The following is a 15097-nucleotide window of genomic DNA, read 5'->3' on the forward strand; positions in this document are numbered from 1 at the left end:
GTGCCGGATAACTTGCTCACAGCCTAACGACAGGGAGCGACAATCAAGAACTTCCGGATTTATCCGGCGCGAGTCTCCTGAAGGGTCCGGAAGACGCCCGGGACCGCCCGGGCGATGCCGGACGCAGTCAAAGGTCCGCCCGCCGAGGCTGCGCTGCCCGCCATTCCGTGGATGCTTGCGCCGACGGCGGCTACCGCGGCCCAGCGCTCATCAGGGGCGATTCCCACCGCGGCGAAGGGTCCGTCGTCGTCCAGGCCGGAGTCCGCGTACGCCGCGGCAAGGGCACCAAGTACCCCGCCAAGAACATCGCCGCTTCCCGCCGTCGACATCCATGGGCACCCCTCCGCTTGGCTGAAGACCGCCCCTGAAGGGGAAGCAACCAACGTTGTGGCCCCTTTAAGGAGGACAACGGCACCAGTATGTTGGGCCGCGAGCCGGGCGAAATGCATTGTCCTAGATTCCACGTCTTCACGGGTGACGCGCACTTCGCCTCGGCCGAGAAGGGCGGCGAGTTCCCCCGCGTGCGGGGTCAGGATCCAGTTGGGCGGGCAACGTTCCGGCAGCAGCTTAAGCGCTCCGGCGTCGACGACGGCGGGCTGGCCGGCATCGAACGCCGCGGTAAGGGTGTGCCGGGCCCGTCCGAGTTGTTCAGCCCCGTCCAGGCCACGGACCAGCAGGCAGCCTGGACTCTGCCCTGGTTCGGCTGGCTCCCAGATTGCCTCAGGCGTTCCTATCAGGACCTGCCGCGCCACTACCTCCGGACCGAGATAGCGCACCATTCCCGCACCGGCCGCCGATGCCGCCGAGACAGAGAGTGCCGCGGCCCCGGTGTAGCGCTCCGAACCTGCAACGATTCCCAGGACTCCCTGGTGTACTTCTGGGCCCGGCGCCCGGGGGCCGGCAGGACAGCTGCCAGGTCTTTGAGCGCGAAGCGGCGGAGGGTTGGATCCGGAAGGTGGTCCTCGACGCCGATAGGTACCAGGATGACGCGGCCGGCACAGCCCTCTCCGGGATCAGCCATCAACCCCGCCTTGACTCCGCCGAATGCGACCGTCAGCCGCGCCGTCAGAACGGGCCAGTGGACTTCGCCCGTGTCCGGGTCCACGCCGCTGGGAATATCGCAGGCCACCACCAAATCCGGCCGTAGCTCCTGCAAAGCAGCAATCAACTCCGCAGCAGGTCCGCTCAGGCCGCCTCGAGCGCCCGTTCCCAGGACGGCATCTATGACGGCATCGTCACCGGCGGCCACCACGGCAAGTTCTTCGGCGTTGCCTTCGTCAAGGACGTGGACGCGCCCGCCTGCGGCTCGAAAAGCTGCCAGAGCATCCGGATGGGCGGACCCGGCGGTGAGCACCGCCGTCGTACGCATGCCGCGCTGCGCAAGCATTGCGGCAGCGAACAGTCCGTCCCCGCCGTTGTTTCCCTTGCCTGCGAGCACGGTGACACTTGAGCCGTAGACGCGGCGGCCCTCCGCGCGGAATTCACCGACGACGGCGTTCGCCAGTCCGTAGGCAGCCCGCTGCATGAGAACAGCGCCTTCGCCGGTGTCAAGGAACGGTTTTTCCGCTGCCCTGATCTGTGTTCCGGTGAAGGCGCTGATCATGGTTGCTTGTGCTGCTAGGCTTCGGCGATGACCATGGCTGTGGCGATTCCGCCATCGTGGCTCATGGACACGTGCCAGTGTTTGACGCCTTTGGACTCGGCGACTGCCAGCACTGTGCCTTTGACCTTGATAGTGGGACCGTTCTGGTCCAGGCCAATCCAGCAGTCCTGCCAGTTCATGCCCGCCGGAGCTCCCAATACCTTGGCTACGGCCTCCTTGGCCGCGAAACGCGCTGCCAAGGATCGCGTGTTGAGCTCGCGTTCCGCGGGAACGAACAAGCGGTCACGGAGACCCGGGGTCCTCTCGAGCTGGCGCCCGAAGCGCTCAATGTCTACGACGTCTACGCCTATGCCAACAATCATGCGGCTATTCTACGGTCACGCTCTTGGCCAGGTTACGCGGCTGGTCCACGTCATAACCCTTGGCCTTGGCGAGTTCTGCCGCGAAAATCTGCAGCGGAACCGTGGTGAGCAGCGGCATCAGGAGAGTGGGCGTCTGCGGGACGTAGAAGACGTGCTCGGCATAGGCCCGCACTGCTTCGTCCCCCTCTTCGGCGATCACCAGGGTGCGCGCACCACGGGCGCGAATTTCCTGGATGTTGCTGACGACTTTTGCGTGGAGGGAGTCGCGGCCGCGGGGTGAAGGGACCACGACGAAGACAGGCTGTCCTTCGTCGATAAGCGCGATCGGGCCGTGCTTGAGTTCGCCGGCAGCGAAACCTTCGGCGTGGATATAGGCGATCTCCTTGAGCTTCAAAGCACCCTCGAGCGCCACCGGGAAGCCCACGTGGCGGCCCAGGAAAAGCACCGACTTCTCGTCCTTCATGCTACGGGCGAGCTCGCGGAGGGGACCCGCGCCGTCGAGGATCTTCTGGATGTTGGCGGGCACTTTGCCAAGGTCCGCTAAGACGTCCTTGATCTGGCCGGAGAAGATGTTTCCGCGCAACTGGGCCAAGTAGAGACCGAGAAGGTAGGCGGCAGTGATTTGGGCGAGGAAGGCCTTGGTCGAGGCGACGGCGATCTCCGGCCCGGCGTGCGTGTAAAGCACGGCGTCGGATTCGCGCGGAATCGTGGAGCCGTTGGTGTTGCAGATGGAGATCGTCTTGGCGCCCTGCTCGCGGGCATAACGGACGGCCATCAGGGTGTCCATGGTCTCGCCGGACTGGCTGATGGAAACCACCAGGGTGTTGGCGTCAACGATCGGATCGCGGTAGCGGAACTCATGGGCGAGTTCCACCTCGGTGGGAATGCGGCACCAGTTCTCAATGGCGTACTTGGCAACCATTCCCGCGTAGGCGGCCGTGCCACAAGCCAACACGATGATCTTGTTGACCTTCTTCAGCAGCTCCGGGTCAATGCGGAGCTCGCTCAAGGTCAGCTTGCCGTTGATGTCCGAACGGCCGAGGAGTGTTTGGGTGACGGCGTCGGGCTGGTCGTGGATTTCCTTCTCCATGAAGGAGCTGAAGCCGCCCTTTTCCGCGGAGGCGGGGTCCCAGTCCACGTGGTATTCCTTGCCCTGGGCAGGAGCGCCGAAGAAATCGGTGATTTCGACGGAGTCGGCCGTAATGGTGACCACTTGGTCCTGGCCCAGTTCGACGGCGCGGCGGGTGTGGTCAATGAAACCCGAAACGTCCGAGCCGAGGAAGTTCTCTCCATCGCCAAGTCCTACTACAAGGGGGGAATTGCGGCGGGCGGCCACGACGACGTCGGGCTGCTCGGCGTGGACGGCGAGGAGAGTGAATGCGCCTTCGAGCCGCTGGCAAGCAAGCTGCATGGCCTTGGTGAGGTTGCCGTTGGATGCGTCACCGTTGAGTTGGTTGCGGAAGATGTCCGCAAGGAGAGCTGCTGCTACTTCGGTGTCCGTCTCGGAAGCGAAGGTGACACCCTTGGCGGTCAGCTCCTGCTTGAGCTCCGCGAAGTTCTCGATGATTCCGTTGTGGATCATGGCGAGGCGCCCGCCATCGGCCAGATGCGGATGCGCGTTCTGGTCGGTGGGTCCACCGTGGGTGGCCCAGCGGGTGTGGCCGATGCCGGTCATGGAGCTCGGCAGCGGATTGCCCTCAAGCTCGTTCAGCAGGTTGCTGAGCTTTCCGGACTTCTTCCTGGAGGCGATGGTTCCATCGGCGACCACGGCGACTCCAGCTGAATCATAGCCGCGGTACTCCAGCCGGCGGAGTCCTTCTAGTACGACGTCAAGTGCCGAGTGTCCTGCATCTGCCCGGCGGGATGAATTGCCAACGTATCCAACGATTCCACACATGCGTACAAGACTAGCTGGTGCCCCGCGATAAGGACGTAGGATATCCAGCGCCCGCAGCAAGTCCATCCTCGTAAGTTGCCGGATCGCGCGCCATCACCCTGAGAGCAGCCTCACTCAAAATCTTCCTGGCGTTCATGCCATATTTCCGGATCAGCCCGGTGAGGGGCAGAATCTCTTAGGTGACTTTGCAACGCAACGAAGCGAACGGCGACGGCTCCTCTCCGTTCGTGGAACTGGACAGGCAGACGTGGTCCAGGCTGGCGGCACAGATGGAGCAGCCGCTTAACGAAGAGGACATCATCCGGCTTCGCGGCCTTGGCGATCCCTTGGACATGAAGGAAATCCGCGAGGTCTACCTGCCTCTCTCCCGCCTGTTGCATCTCTATGTCCAAGCGTCGCAACAGCTGCATGCGGCCACCACGACGTTCCTTGGCGAACAAACTCAACGGACGCCTTTCGTGATCGGGGTGGCAGGCTCGGTGGCGGTCGGAAAGTCCACTATCGCCCGCGTGCTCCGCGAAATGCTCCGCCGTTGGCCCGGTACTCCGAACGTTGAACTCATCACCACCGACGGGTTCCTGTATCCCCTCGCCGAGCTGAAGCGCAGGCATTTGCTTGAGCGCAAAGGCTTTCCAGAGTCCTACGACCGCCGGGCCCTGCTTCGTTTCGTGAGTGCCATCAAGGGCGGGGCGGAAGAAGTTCGCGCTCCTTGGTATTCGCACGTCACCTACGACATCGTCCCGGACCGGGAAGTGGTAGTCCGCCGCCCCGACGTCCTCATCGTCGAAGGCCTCAACGTGTTGGCGCCCGCGCGGCCGCGGCTGGACGGCCGGCAGGGCCTGGCGCTGAGCGACTTCTTTGATTTCTCCATTTACGTTGACGCCAAGACCTCGTTCATCGAAGACTGGTACGTGGACCGTTTCCGTAAGCTCCGAAGCACTGCCTTCGCCCAACCCGAATCCTATTTCCACCGTTACGCGACACTCTCCGATGTCGAAGCGGAAGCCACTGCCCGGGGTATTTGGAAGCGCATCAACGAGCCCAACCTAGAGGAAAACGTGCTTCCAACCCGCGGCCGGGCGCAACTGGTCCTCACCAAGGACGCCGACCATTCCATCCGGCGCATGCTGCTCCGAAAGGTCTAGCACAGATGTGCTACGACTGCCGCCCGAGCAGAAGATCCTTCACCGCGCTGCTGGCCGCAGGCGCGGGAATGACAGCTTTGGCGGCCTGCACTCCGGCTCCAGCCCCATCCGGCCCGGTTCCCACCACGGCGACGCCGACTCCGGCAGTAGCGACCACGACGGCGGTTCCGGCACCTTCGGCGAGCGGCGCGCCGGCGTCGAGCGCTCCGCCGTCAGCGAGTCTGTCCCAAAAGTATTCCCTGAGCGATCCTGCCAGCCAATGGATCATCGTCAACAAACACCGGCCCTTGACGCCTTTGCAGTTCGTACCCGCTGACTTGGTTCAACCGCGCGTCCAGCTCGCCGTCAGCGGTGAAGCTTCCTTCCTCAACAGCACGACGGCCGCGGCGGCGGAAAAGCTCTTTGCCGGCGCCGCCTCGGCTGGTGTGACCATGACCTTGGCCTCCGGCTACCGTTCGTTCCAAACCCAAACCGTCACATACAACGGATACGCGAGCACGCGCGGCCAGGCTTCGGCGGACACAGCCTCTGCCCGTCCGGGTTTCTCCGAGCACCAGACCGGCTGGGCTTTCGACATTGGCGACGGCGGCGGGGCGTGCAGCTTCCAGCCGTGCTTTGCCGAGCAGCCTGCCGCCGTGTGGGCCAAGGCCAACGCATTCAAATTTGGTTTTGTTGTCAGGTACCCGTGGATGCTCAATGAAATCACTGGCTATTACTACGAGTCGTGGCATTTGCGGTTTATCGGCGTTGAAGCGGCAACCGATATGGCCAAAAGAGGCATCGGCACCCTCGAAGAGTATTTTGGCCTCGAAGCGGCACCGGACTACCTTTAGTGGTTGATTAACCCGGAAAGTACCCGTCTGTGGGGCCGGAATTGATCGTACGCTCTCCCTGATTCCACACGCATGCACTACCTTGGTGCCATGTTGAGTGGATTTAAGAACTTCATTCTGAAAGGCAACGTCGTAGACCTTGCCGTAGCCGTCGTCATGGGTGCAGCTTTCGGTGCAGTTGTTGATGCACTCGTCAAGAACGTCCTCATGCCTCTGATCGCCGCCATGGTTGGCTCACCCAACTTTGACAGCTTTGCCAAGGTAACCATCAACGGAAACGATCTGCAGTTCGGCGTCCTGCTGACTGCGATCGTGAACTTCGTCCTAGTTGCGGCTGCCATCTACTTTGTAGTGGTGGCCCCGATGAACCACATGATCGATCGCCGCAATGCGAAGTTGGGCATCTCGGAGGCAGAACCCGCCGCCGATCCCGCGGTCACGCTCCTCACGGAGATCCGCGACAGCCTGGCCCAACGGTAAACAGTTCCAAACCTGTGGCCCGCCTCCCCAGGGAGACGGGCCACAATGGTTTTGGGCGCCAGGCGGCCTTGCGATAGTGGGGCTTAGACGGCCAGTTCGCGCGGTATCGCGAGGCGGTTTTCGACGACGCCGGCCAGTTCAGTACAGATGCGGGTGGCTGTCTCCATGTCCGCCGCCTCGACCATCACGCGCACCAAGGCCTCGGTACCCGACGGCCGCAGGAGGACCCGGCCCGTCTCGCCAAGTTCGAGTTCGGCTGCAGCCACCGCTGCAGCAACGCCTTCATCCGTGGCGGCACGGGACTTGTCCACGCCCTTCACATTGATCATGAGCTGCGGCAGCTTGGTCATGGCGGCGGCCAGATCGCTGGAGGGTTCGGCCGGTCCCGGCCACCTGAGCAGCGATCTGCAAGCCTGTCAGCAGCCCGTCACCGGTGGTGGCGTAGTCGGAGAAGATCACGTGGCCCGACTGCTCACCACCAAGACTGAAGCCCCCGTCGCGCATTTCCTCCAGGACGTAGCGGTCCCCCACCGCGGTTTCACGAACCGATATTCCGGCCTCGCGCAATGCAATCTTGAGTCCAAGGTTACTCATCACGGTGGCCACCAGGACGTCGTCCTTCAGCTTCCCGGATTCCTTGAGCGCCAGGGCCAGGACCGCCATGATTTGGTCGCCGTCAACCTCGTTGCCTTCATGGTCCACCGCCAGGCAGCGGTCGGCGTCGCCATCGTGGGCTATGCCAAAGTCCGCCCCGTGCTCGACCACCGCAGCCTTCAGGGGACCCAAGTGGGTGGAACCGACGCCGTCGTTGATATTCAGGCCATCAGGTTCCGCGCCAATCACCACAACTTCGGCGCCGGCACTTGCGAAGACCTGCGGGGAACAGCCACTGGCCGCCCCGTGGGCGCAGTCCAGAACGACTTTGAGGCCCTCAAGGCGGTGCGGGAGGGTGCCGAGCAGGTGGACGATGTAGCGGTCCTCTGCGTCGGAGAAGCGTTGGATCCGGCCGACGTCGCCCGCAACAGGACGGGAAGGTTCCTTGCCGAGCTGTGCTTCGATCGCGTCCTCCACCTCGTCCGGGAGCTTCTGCCCACCGCGGGCAAAGAACTTGATGCCGTTGTCCGGCGCCGGGTTGTGCGAGGCGGAGATCATCACGCCGAAGTCGGCATCGAGATCCGCGATGAGGTAGGCAGCCGCGGGTGTCGGCAGCACACCGGCGTCGTACACATCAATCCCGGAGCTTGACAGTCCGGCCTCCACGGCCGCCGCAATAAACTCACCGCTGGCCCGGGGATCCCGGGCGACGACGGCGCGGGGCCGCGTTCCGTTGGCTGAGCGCTCATGGCCGAGTACCACGGCCGCCGCTTGAGCCAACTGGAGAGCAAGCTCTGCAGTGAGCAATCCATTGGCGAGACCACGCACGCCATCTGTTCCAAATAATCTAGCCATCGCGTCCAAGTGTAGACGACCGCCGGCTTCCTCCTGCCGAACCGCTCCGGTTTGGCAGCCTCGGCGCCATTTGGTGCGGCCGCCTCTTAACGACGGACGCCCGCCCCGCCAAATGGCGGAACAGGCGTTCGTGCAAGCGCGTTTTGCGCTTGTGGAGCCGAGCGCGCAAAACGCGCTGTGGGCCCCGGACTGCGGTCGCGCCAGCGGCCACGGTCCGGGAAAGCGCGTTTAGCGCTTGGAGTACTGCTGAGCCTTGCGTGCCTTCTTGAGACCAGCCTTCTTACGCTCGATGACGCGTGCGTCACGGCGCAGGAAGCCAGCCTTCTTCAGCGTGGCGCGGTTGTTCTCGGTGTCGATCTCGTTCAGTGAACGGGCGATGCCGAGGCGCAGGGCACCTGCCTGGCCGGAAATGCCGCCGCCGTGGATGCGTGCGAAGACGTCGTACGCGTCTTCAAGGTCAAGGATCTTGAAGGGCTCCTTGACATCCTGCTGGTGGAGCTTGTTCGGGAAGTAGTTCGCCAGCTCGCGGCCGTTGATGATCCACTTGCCGGAACCCGGTACAATGCGGACACGTGCAACAGCTTCTTTGCGGCGGCCAACAGCAGCGCCGGGAACGGTCAGTGCCGGGCGTTCCTTCTTCGGCGCTTCTGCTTCCGCAGGACCGCTTTCAGAGGTATAGCTGGTGAGGGTTTCCTCAGCCTCGACGGCTTCGGCGGTCAGTTCTTCGTTCTGAGCCACGATTCTCCTTGTATTAAAAGTTGTTTGGTGGCCAGGACTACTGGGCGACCTGGGTGATTTCGAAAGTCTTCGGCTGCTGTGCAGCGTGGGGGTGCTCAGCGCCACGGTAGACCTTGAGCTTGCCCAGCTGCTGTGCAGCGAGGGAGTTCTTCGGGAGCATGCCCTTGATGGCCTTCTCCACGGCGCGGACCGGGTTGGATTCCAGCAGCTCCGCGTAGTTGACGGAAGTCAGGCCGCCCGGGTAGCCGGAGTGGCGGTATGCGCGCTTCTGCTCCAGCTTGGCGCCGGTCAGGGCAACCTTTTCAGCGTTGATGATGATGACGAAGTCGCCCATGTCCATGTGGGACGCAAAGGTCGGCTTGTGCTTTCCGCGCAGCAGTGTTGCGGTCTGGCTGGCAAGACGACCAAGGACAACGTCGGTGGCGTCAATGACGTGCCACTGGCGGTTGATATCGCCGGGCTTCGGGGTGTACGTACGCACGGTTTTGCCTCGTTCTTGTTCTGGCGTTCATGTTTTAGGCGGCACGCTTGAAACGTGTGCCTACTAGGTATGCGTTACCGGAGCAGAGGTGAGGACTCTATGTACCAGTCATCCCGAGGTCTCGATATGCCTGTCGAGTTAATGATCCTGCAACCGGATCCCCAAGCGGGCATGTGTCATCGAGAAAGGACACGCACAACGACTATCAACAATAGCGGCTAGGAGCTGCAGGGTCAAAATAGGCTGTCAACCAGCGTGAACGCCTCAGACCCTTTCTAAGCTCCCAGGAGACGCCATGACAGCAACTGCCGCCCAGCCCTTGCTCGTTGGCGCCGTTGGACTGCTCGGGCTGCACTTGAGCCCGGTTGCGGAGCTTCTGATAGTCCGGTCCCTGCCGCGGCTTGGCGGACTCCCGTCCCCAATTATCCGGATCACGACGGCGGTGGTCACCGCTGCACTGCTTGTCCTCCTGACGCTCCGGTTCGGTTTCTCCGCTGAGCTCCCCGCCTACTTGGTGCTGGCGGTGCTGGCTGTGCAGTTGTCGCGGCTGGATGTGGCACACCATTTACTTCCAAACCCACTCATATTGTTTCTCCTTGGGGCCGGCCTTGCCCTATTAATTTCGTCCGCGGCACTGACTCCGGACTGGCCGGGACTGGTGCGCGCCGCTGCCGGCGGGGTCATTTTGTTCCTCGGGTACTTAATTCTTGGATTAATTTCTCCGGGTGGCCTCGGAATGGGCGACGTGAAGCTCTCGGCACCACTCGGAATGTATCTGGGCTACTTGGGCTGGAGTCACCTGTTCTACGGGGGGCTGTTGGGTTTCGTGGTGGGCGGGGTGACAACGGTGCTGTTGTTGCGCCTGAAGCGCGGAATCAAGCCCGCGGAAGTGGCTCACGGCCCAGCCATGTTCGCTGCAGCAATTGGAGTGGTCCTTCTCGTCAGGTGAGTCGTAGTCATCCTCGCAGGCGCCCTTTCAGCCCCTCGACCCACTTCTGTTACGCAAATCAAGTAGTACTTAGCCAGAAAAACCGAGTACCCGCGTCGCTCCTTCGAGTAGTCCACGGTGCATGTGGGTGAAAAGTCGAGTACCACTACGCATTGTTAGTTAACCCCACCCTGGGCAATTCTTGTCATAACGAAATCCGAACCGCCAAAGGGAAATGTAAACGGCCGGTATTCGTTAGCAAATTCACCTAACTGGGAAGGTTTTCCAATGTCATCTCTCATGGTCCACACTCTCGCATTCATCGCCGGCGTCAAGAACCGCTTCTCCTCCGAAAAAGGCGCAACCGCCGTTGAATACGGGCTCCTGGTCGCACTGATTGCCGCCGTGATCATCACCGTCGTGGCAACCCTCGGCGGCCAGATCAACGCGGCATTCACGACCATTTCAGGCAGGCTGCCGGTGCTCGGATAGTTGGTGTCGTAACAACTCCCGGCATTCTGATTGGCCCGGCATTCGCCAGTATTTCAGGCATGCTGCAGCGCAACGTATCAAACCAATGAGCCCAGGGGCGGGGACAGGACAGTTCGAGCATCTGCTCCGTAGGTCCTGACTCCGCTCCTGGGTTCTTTGTTTCCTGCAATCACTCTCTCTTGCAAATGCTGCCTTATTGGAACCAATCTAATTCTTGGATTCCCGCCGCGATGTTCTGATCCCTAAACGATCGGCCGACGCCGCCACTACCCCAAAAAGCGGACTTCATAACAGTCCCCGGACAAATTGGGGCGACCGCGATTCAGTTTCCGACAAGATTTATCTGAGGTGAACAAGTGAAAACTCGCCTACTGGGAGGCATTGTTGCTCTTGTGCTGGCCGTTGTTGGCACATTGCTGCTGGTCTCGTACGTTCAAGGGTCCGAAGCCCGGGCCCAACAAGATCTTCAACCCGTCAACGTCTTGGTGGTGCAAAACCAGATCCCTTCGGGGGCAACCGTTGACACGATCAAAGCCGCCGTAAAACTCGTCTCGCTACCGCAATCTTCGGTGCCCAACGGGGCATTGAAAAGCCTGGACGGTCTGGACGGCAAGGTCGCTTCAACGGACCTGCTCCCCGGTGAGGCGCTCCTTGGTGCCCGTCTGGTGGATCCGAGCACCTTGGCGGCTCCTGGTTCGGTTCCAGTTCCAACAGGGATGCAGGAAATCTCCGTGCAACTGGACGCGCAGCGGGTCATCGGAGGCCGGCTACAACCCGGAGACACCGTCGGGGTCATCGTGCTCTTCGCGAACGGGGCAGGGAACGCCTCCGGAGAAACAGCCCAACAAGTCTTCCATAAAGTCCTCGTCACCAGCGTCCAACGCGCTGAGTCCAAACCTTCAACCACCGCCCAGGACCCTCAGGCGCAAGCCAACACCCAGGTTCCTTCCGGATCGCTGCTGGTCACGCTTGCCCGTAACGACGTGGACTCGGCCAAAGTAGCCTTGGCCGCGCAATTCGGGACAATCTGGTTGACCAAGGAGCCGGCGTCCACGACAGAAAGCGCACCCACCGTCGTCAAAAAGGCGGATGTATTCCGATGAGCCGCTTCCTGCTAATCACACCGGACCAGGATTTCGACCGGCGCGGCCGGCAGGCCGCGCAGGGGCTCCACGGCACCATCCACGTCATCGCTGCCGATTATCTGCCACCGAGTCCTGACGATATTCTGCGGGTCCTGACAGGCGAACCTGTGGAAGTCATCCTTCTGGGCCCTGGCCTTCCCTGGAGGACTCCATACGGCTGGCCAGTCTCTTCGACCTCCAATACCCGGAAATCAGCATCGTGGTTGTGACGGAAAAGGAAGCAGACGTCGCATTGCCGGCAATGCGCGCCGGCGTCCGTGACCTCCTGCCGCCTCTGGCTCAACCGGAGGAAATCCGGGCCATGCTGGAACGCTCCAGCCTGGCAGCGGCAAGCCGGCGGCGAGGTTTGGGCACGATCGTTGAGGCACGCCCGGGCGCCGGCAGGATCATCTCGGTCATGTCGCCCAAGGGAGGGGTCGGTAAAACAACCGTCACCACGAACCTCGCGGTGGGGCTCGGGAAAGTCGCCCCCCTAGGGGTTGTGGTCCTGGACCTGGACCTGCAGTTCGGTGACGTTGCCTCCGGACTGATGCTGGAGCCGGAGCGCACCCTGGCCGATGCCGTGCAGGGTGCGGCGGTTCAAGACAGCATGGTGCTTAAGTCCTATCTCTCTGTCCATCCGGCCGGGATCTACGCACTGTGTGCCCCGCTAAATCCGGCAGATTCGGACAAGATTTCCGGGGCCCAGGTGGCCCACTTGATCCAACAGCTTTCCACGGAATTTCAATTCGTGGTGGTCGATACGGCTCCGGGCTTGGGCGAACACGTCCTGGCCACCTTGGACGTCGCCACGGATGCTGTCTGGGTGTGCGGCATGGACATCCCCAGTATCAGGGGCCTGCGGGCAGGTTTCGGTGTTCTCAACGAGGTCGGGTTGTTCAGCGAGCACCGGCACATCGTCCTCAACTTCGCCGATCGCCGCAGTGGACTCTCCCTCCAGGAATGTCGAAGCCACCATCGGCTGCTCTGTTGACGTCGTCCTTCCACGGTCCCGGACCTTGCCGTACTCGACCAACAAGGGGGTGCCGCTCTTACAGGACGGCACGAGGGACCCGGCGAGCAAGGGCCTGGCCCAGCTGGTGGAGCGGTTCACACCCGGCTGGGGAGAACGATCCCACAAGAAGCTTCACAGAAGGGTGGTAGTCCAATGAATCTGAGCAGACGAGTCCAGGCTGCGCAAGGAGTAGATACCGCCCTCGCGGCCTCCCCGGGTACCGGCGGCTCGGGTCCCTGGGGCACCCCGCTGAGCGTCGGCCAAGCTCCGGCCCCTGATCATTCCGCGGCGAGGGACGCTTCGGACTCCAACGAGGCCCTGAACGCGGTCAAGGAACGCGTCAGCACCGCCCTGTATGAGCGGATGGGGTCCAGAATCACGGAGGCCTCCCTGGACGAGACCGAACTGCACCAATACGTCAAAGACGAACTGCGCGTCATTATCGAAAAAGATGACATCCCGCTGACCCTTCATGAACGGCAGCGGCTCGTACAGGAAATCATCGACGATGTCCTTGGCCTGGGTCCGCTGCAGAAATTCCTGGACGAGGAATCTGTCACGGAAATCATGGTCAACGGACCCGACAAGGTCTACGTGGAGCGCGCCGGGCGACTGCATCTTACCGGCGGAAAATTCAACGACGAAGAGCACCTGCGGCGGATCATCGAACGCATCGTCACCAGGGTCGGCCGGCGCATCGACGAGTCCTCACCCTGCTCGATGCCCGCCTTGCAGACGGTTCCCGCGTCAATGCCATCATCCCGCCTCTTGCCGTCAACGGATCGGCCCTGACCATCCGCAAATTCGGCCAAGTGCCCCTGGGCGTGGAGAAGCTGATCTCCTACGGGACGATTTCCCCGGAAATGGCCGAACTGCTTCACGCCTGTGTCCAGGCCCGGCTCAACATCCTCGTCTCCGGAGGAACAGGCACCGGTAAGACCACGCTGTTGAACGTCCTCTCCAGCTTCCTTCCCGAGGACGAAAGAATCGTCACCATCGAAGACGCCGTCGAGCTTCAACTACAACAAGACCACGTCGTCCGCCTGGAGAGCCGCCCGCGCAATATTGAAGGCAGGGGCGAAATAAGCATCCGGGACCCTGGTACGGAATTCCCTCCGCATGCGCCCGGACCGCATCGTCATCGGCGAAGTACGCGGCGGCGAATCCCTGGACATGCTCCAGGCGATGAACACCGGCCACGACGGCTCCATCTCCACCGTGCACGCCAACTCCCCGCGAGATGCGATCGCCCGCCTGGAAACCCTCGTACTCATGGCAGGCATGGATCTGCCGTTGCGCGCCATACGCGAACAAATCGCGTCCGCGATCAACCTGATCGTCCACATTTCCAGGCTCCGGGACGGGACAAGACGGGTCACGCATGTGACAGAGGTACAAGGCATGGAAGGGGACACCGTCACGCTCCAGGACGCGTTTGTCTTCGACTACACAGCAGGGGTCGATGCCAACGGCCGGTTCCTTGGACAGCCGGTTCCCACCGGGGTCCGTCCCCGGTTCGCGGACCACTTCGCCGAACTCGGCATCGCCCTCTCCCCGGCCGTTTTCGCCCCGGCACGCACCGGAGGTGCGTTCAGGTGACAAGCACCAACCCCGTTTTTCTTGCCCTGGGCATCGGACTGTGCTTCGCCGCCCTGTCCATCCTGCTGATCGTCACGCTGCGATCCGCCCGCGGCCACATCGCCCTGTCCCGCCGGCGCCCAGGGAAGGTAGATAAACGGTCCCTGCTGACCAAAGCCACCGACCAGGCAACAACGTTCGTCGAACACCGTCTCGGCCGCGGCGCCACCTTCGGCAGCCGCGCCTCCCTGGATCAGGCAGGTGTGAAGATGAGCCAGGCAGACTTCATTCTGCTGGTCGCATGTACTGCCGCCACTGCGGGATTCCTCGGATTCTTCATCAATGGAATCGCGTTCGGGATCATGTTCTGTTTGGCCACGCCAATAGGGGCAATCATCGTCCTGAAGTTCCTGACAGGCCGACGTCGGGCGAAATTCGACGCGCAGCTGGGCGACACCCTCCAAATGCTCGCCGGCGGTCTGCGGGCCGGTCACAGTCTTCTGCGCTCGGTCGATGCTGTGTCGAAGGAAACCGAGGCCCCCACCTCCGAAGAACTGGCACGAATCGTCAACGAAACCCGGCTGGGCCGCGATCTCCGGGACTCCATGCAGGATACCGCGCAGCGGCTCGACAGCGATGACTTCGACTGGACGGGGCAGGCAGTGGAAATCCACCGGGAAGTCGGCGGGGATCTGGCCGAAGTCCTGGACCACGTCGGCGAGACCATCCGGGAAAGGTCCCAGATCAAGGGACAGGTGAAATCCCTGAGCGCGGAGGGCCGGCTATCGGCGTACATCCTCATCGGCCTGCCCATCGGAGTGTTCCTGTGGCTGAGTGTGGCAAATCCCAGCTACCTCGGACCTCTGTACACCACCGGTTTGGGTTGGATCATGCTCATCGTCGGGACGCTGCTGCTCATCACCGGCAGTTTCTGGCTCAGCCGGGTCATCAAGATCAAGTTCTAGGGGAAAT

The 15097-nt window shown here is 62.3% G+C and carries 13 protein-coding genes and 3 pseudogenes; 9 read left to right on the forward strand and 7 right to left on the reverse strand.

Annotated elements, in window-relative coordinates; all coding sequences use genetic code 11:
• Positions 1-59: 59 nt before the first annotated feature.
• The 4 genes from ACF0H6_RS06635 to glmS are packed head-to-tail and all read right to left on the reverse strand — an operon-like array spanning position 60 to position 3862.
• Positions 60-860, reverse strand: coding sequence for an NAD(P)H-hydrate dehydratase (locus ACF0H6_RS06635; protein ID WP_395249898.1), 801 nt, complete (start codon positions 858-860; stop codon positions 60-62).
• Positions 752-1603, reverse strand: a complete 852-nt coding sequence (locus ACF0H6_RS06640; RefSeq protein WP_395248944.1) for an NAD(P)H-hydrate epimerase — start codon at positions 1601-1603, stop codon at positions 752-754. Before ACF0H6_RS06640 ends, ACF0H6_RS06635 begins: the two co-directional genes overlap by 109 nt.
• Before the next feature lie 14 nt (positions 1604-1617).
• A complete protein-coding gene (locus tag ACF0H6_RS06645; RefSeq protein ID WP_395248945.1) occupies positions 1618-1965 on the reverse strand; it encodes a holo-ACP synthase in 348 nt (115 codons plus the stop codon).
• Between the two features lie 4 nt (positions 1966-1969).
• Entirely contained in the window at positions 1970-3862 is a 1893-nt protein-coding gene (gene glmS / locus ACF0H6_RS06650; RefSeq protein ID WP_395248946.1) for a glutamine--fructose-6-phosphate transaminase (isomerizing), read from the reverse strand.
• Positions 3863-4041: 179 nt separating this feature from the next.
• Between glmS and coaA the strand changes: the two genes are divergently transcribed.
• The 3 genes from coaA to mscL all read left to right on the forward strand — a co-directional run bounded on the left by coaA (position 4042) and on the right by mscL (position 6320).
• Positions 4042-5007, forward strand: coding sequence for a type I pantothenate kinase (gene coaA, locus ACF0H6_RS06655; protein ID WP_395248947.1), 966 nt, complete (start codon positions 4042-4044; stop codon positions 5005-5007).
• Between the two features lie 5 nt (positions 5008-5012).
• On the forward strand, positions 5013-5840 hold the full coding sequence (locus ACF0H6_RS06660; RefSeq protein ID WP_395248948.1) for a D-alanyl-D-alanine carboxypeptidase family protein: 828 nt from the start codon (positions 5013-5015) through the stop codon (positions 5838-5840).
• Positions 5841-5930: 90 nt separating this feature from the next.
• Positions 5931-6320 carry a large conductance mechanosensitive channel protein MscL gene (mscL, locus tag ACF0H6_RS06665; RefSeq protein ID WP_395248949.1) on the forward strand — a complete coding sequence of 130 codons (390 nt, stop codon included), beginning with the start codon at positions 5931-5933 and terminating at the stop codon, positions 6318-6320.
• An 83-nt stretch (positions 6321-6403) separates the two neighbouring features.
• Here mscL and glmM read toward each other — a convergent pair.
• The 3 genes and pseudogenes from glmM to rplM all read right to left on the reverse strand — a co-directional run bounded on the left by glmM (position 6404) and on the right by rplM (position 8988).
• A pseudogene (gene glmM / locus ACF0H6_RS06670) lies at positions 6404-7769 on the reverse strand (phosphoglucosamine mutase).
• 228 nt (positions 7770-7997) lie between these two features.
• Complete coding sequence (rpsI, locus tag ACF0H6_RS06675; protein WP_395248950.1) at positions 7998-8507, reverse strand: 30S ribosomal protein S9; 510 nt, start codon at positions 8505-8507, stop codon at positions 7998-8000.
• A 37-nt stretch (positions 8508-8544) separates the two neighbouring features.
• Complete coding sequence (rplM, locus tag ACF0H6_RS06680; RefSeq protein ID WP_024817563.1) at positions 8545-8988, reverse strand: 50S ribosomal protein L13; 444 nt, start codon at positions 8986-8988, stop codon at positions 8545-8547.
• 295 nt (positions 8989-9283) lie between these two features.
• Here rplM and ACF0H6_RS06685 point away from each other — a divergent pair, with 295 nt between their 5' ends.
• From ACF0H6_RS06685 to ACF0H6_RS06710, 6 genes and pseudogenes are all read left to right on the forward strand, one after another.
• Entirely contained in the window at positions 9284-9937 is a 654-nt protein-coding gene (locus ACF0H6_RS06685) for a prepilin peptidase (RefSeq protein WP_395248951.1), read from the forward strand.
• 267 nt (positions 9938-10204) lie between these two features.
• Positions 10205-10408, forward strand: a complete 204-nt coding sequence (locus ACF0H6_RS06690; protein ID WP_395248952.1) for a Flp family type IVb pilin — start codon at positions 10205-10207, stop codon at positions 10406-10408.
• Between the two features lie 356 nt (positions 10409-10764).
• Positions 10765-11511: a Flp pilus assembly protein CpaB gene (gene cpaB, locus ACF0H6_RS06695; protein ID WP_395248953.1), complete on the forward strand. Its 747-nt coding sequence runs from the start codon at positions 10765-10767 to the stop codon at positions 11509-11511.
• Positions 11508-12704, forward strand: a pseudogene (locus ACF0H6_RS06700) (AAA family ATPase). Before cpaB ends, ACF0H6_RS06700 begins: the two are co-directional and overlap by 4 nt.
• Positions 12701-14146: pseudogene (locus ACF0H6_RS06705) on the forward strand (CpaF family protein). Before ACF0H6_RS06700 ends, ACF0H6_RS06705 begins: the two co-directional pseudogenes overlap by 4 nt.
• A complete protein-coding gene (locus ACF0H6_RS06710) occupies positions 14143-15090 on the forward strand; it encodes a type II secretion system F family protein (RefSeq protein WP_395248954.1) in 948 nt (315 codons plus the stop codon). The pseudogene ACF0H6_RS06705 and the gene ACF0H6_RS06710 overlap by 4 nt, the downstream one beginning before the upstream one ends.
• Positions 15091-15097: the final 7 nt, after the last annotated feature.

Origin of the sequence: Arthrobacter sp. NA-172 (genome assembly GCF_043952055.1) — a bacterium.
Classification (GTDB): domain Bacteria; phylum Actinomycetota; class Actinomycetes; order Actinomycetales; family Micrococcaceae; genus Arthrobacter.

Excerpts from the sequence above, each read along its gene's own strand:
- ACF0H6_RS06640 (WP_395248944.1), bottom strand. The coding sequence starts at position 1,603 with ATGATCAGCGCCTTCACCGGAACACAGATCAGGGCAGCGGAAAAACCG.
- ACF0H6_RS06645 (WP_395248945.1), bottom strand. The coding sequence starts at position 1,965 with ATGATTGTTGGCATAGGCGTAGACGTCGTAGACATTGAGCGCTTCGGG.
- glmS (WP_395248946.1), bottom strand. The coding sequence starts at position 3,862 with ATGTGTGGAATCGTTGGATACGTTGGCAATTCATCCCGCCGGGCAGAT.
- ACF0H6_RS06660 (WP_395248948.1), top strand. The coding sequence starts at position 5,013 with ATGTGCTACGACTGCCGCCCGAGCAGAAGATCCTTCACCGCGCTGCTG.
- mscL (WP_395248949.1), top strand. The coding sequence starts at position 5,931 with ATGTTGAGTGGATTTAAGAACTTCATTCTGAAAGGCAACGTCGTAGAC.
- ACF0H6_RS06685 (WP_395248951.1), top strand. The coding sequence starts at position 9,284 with ATGACAGCAACTGCCGCCCAGCCCTTGCTCGTTGGCGCCGTTGGACTG.
- ACF0H6_RS06690 (WP_395248952.1), top strand. The coding sequence starts at position 10,205 with ATGTCATCTCTCATGGTCCACACTCTCGCATTCATCGCCGGCGTCAAG.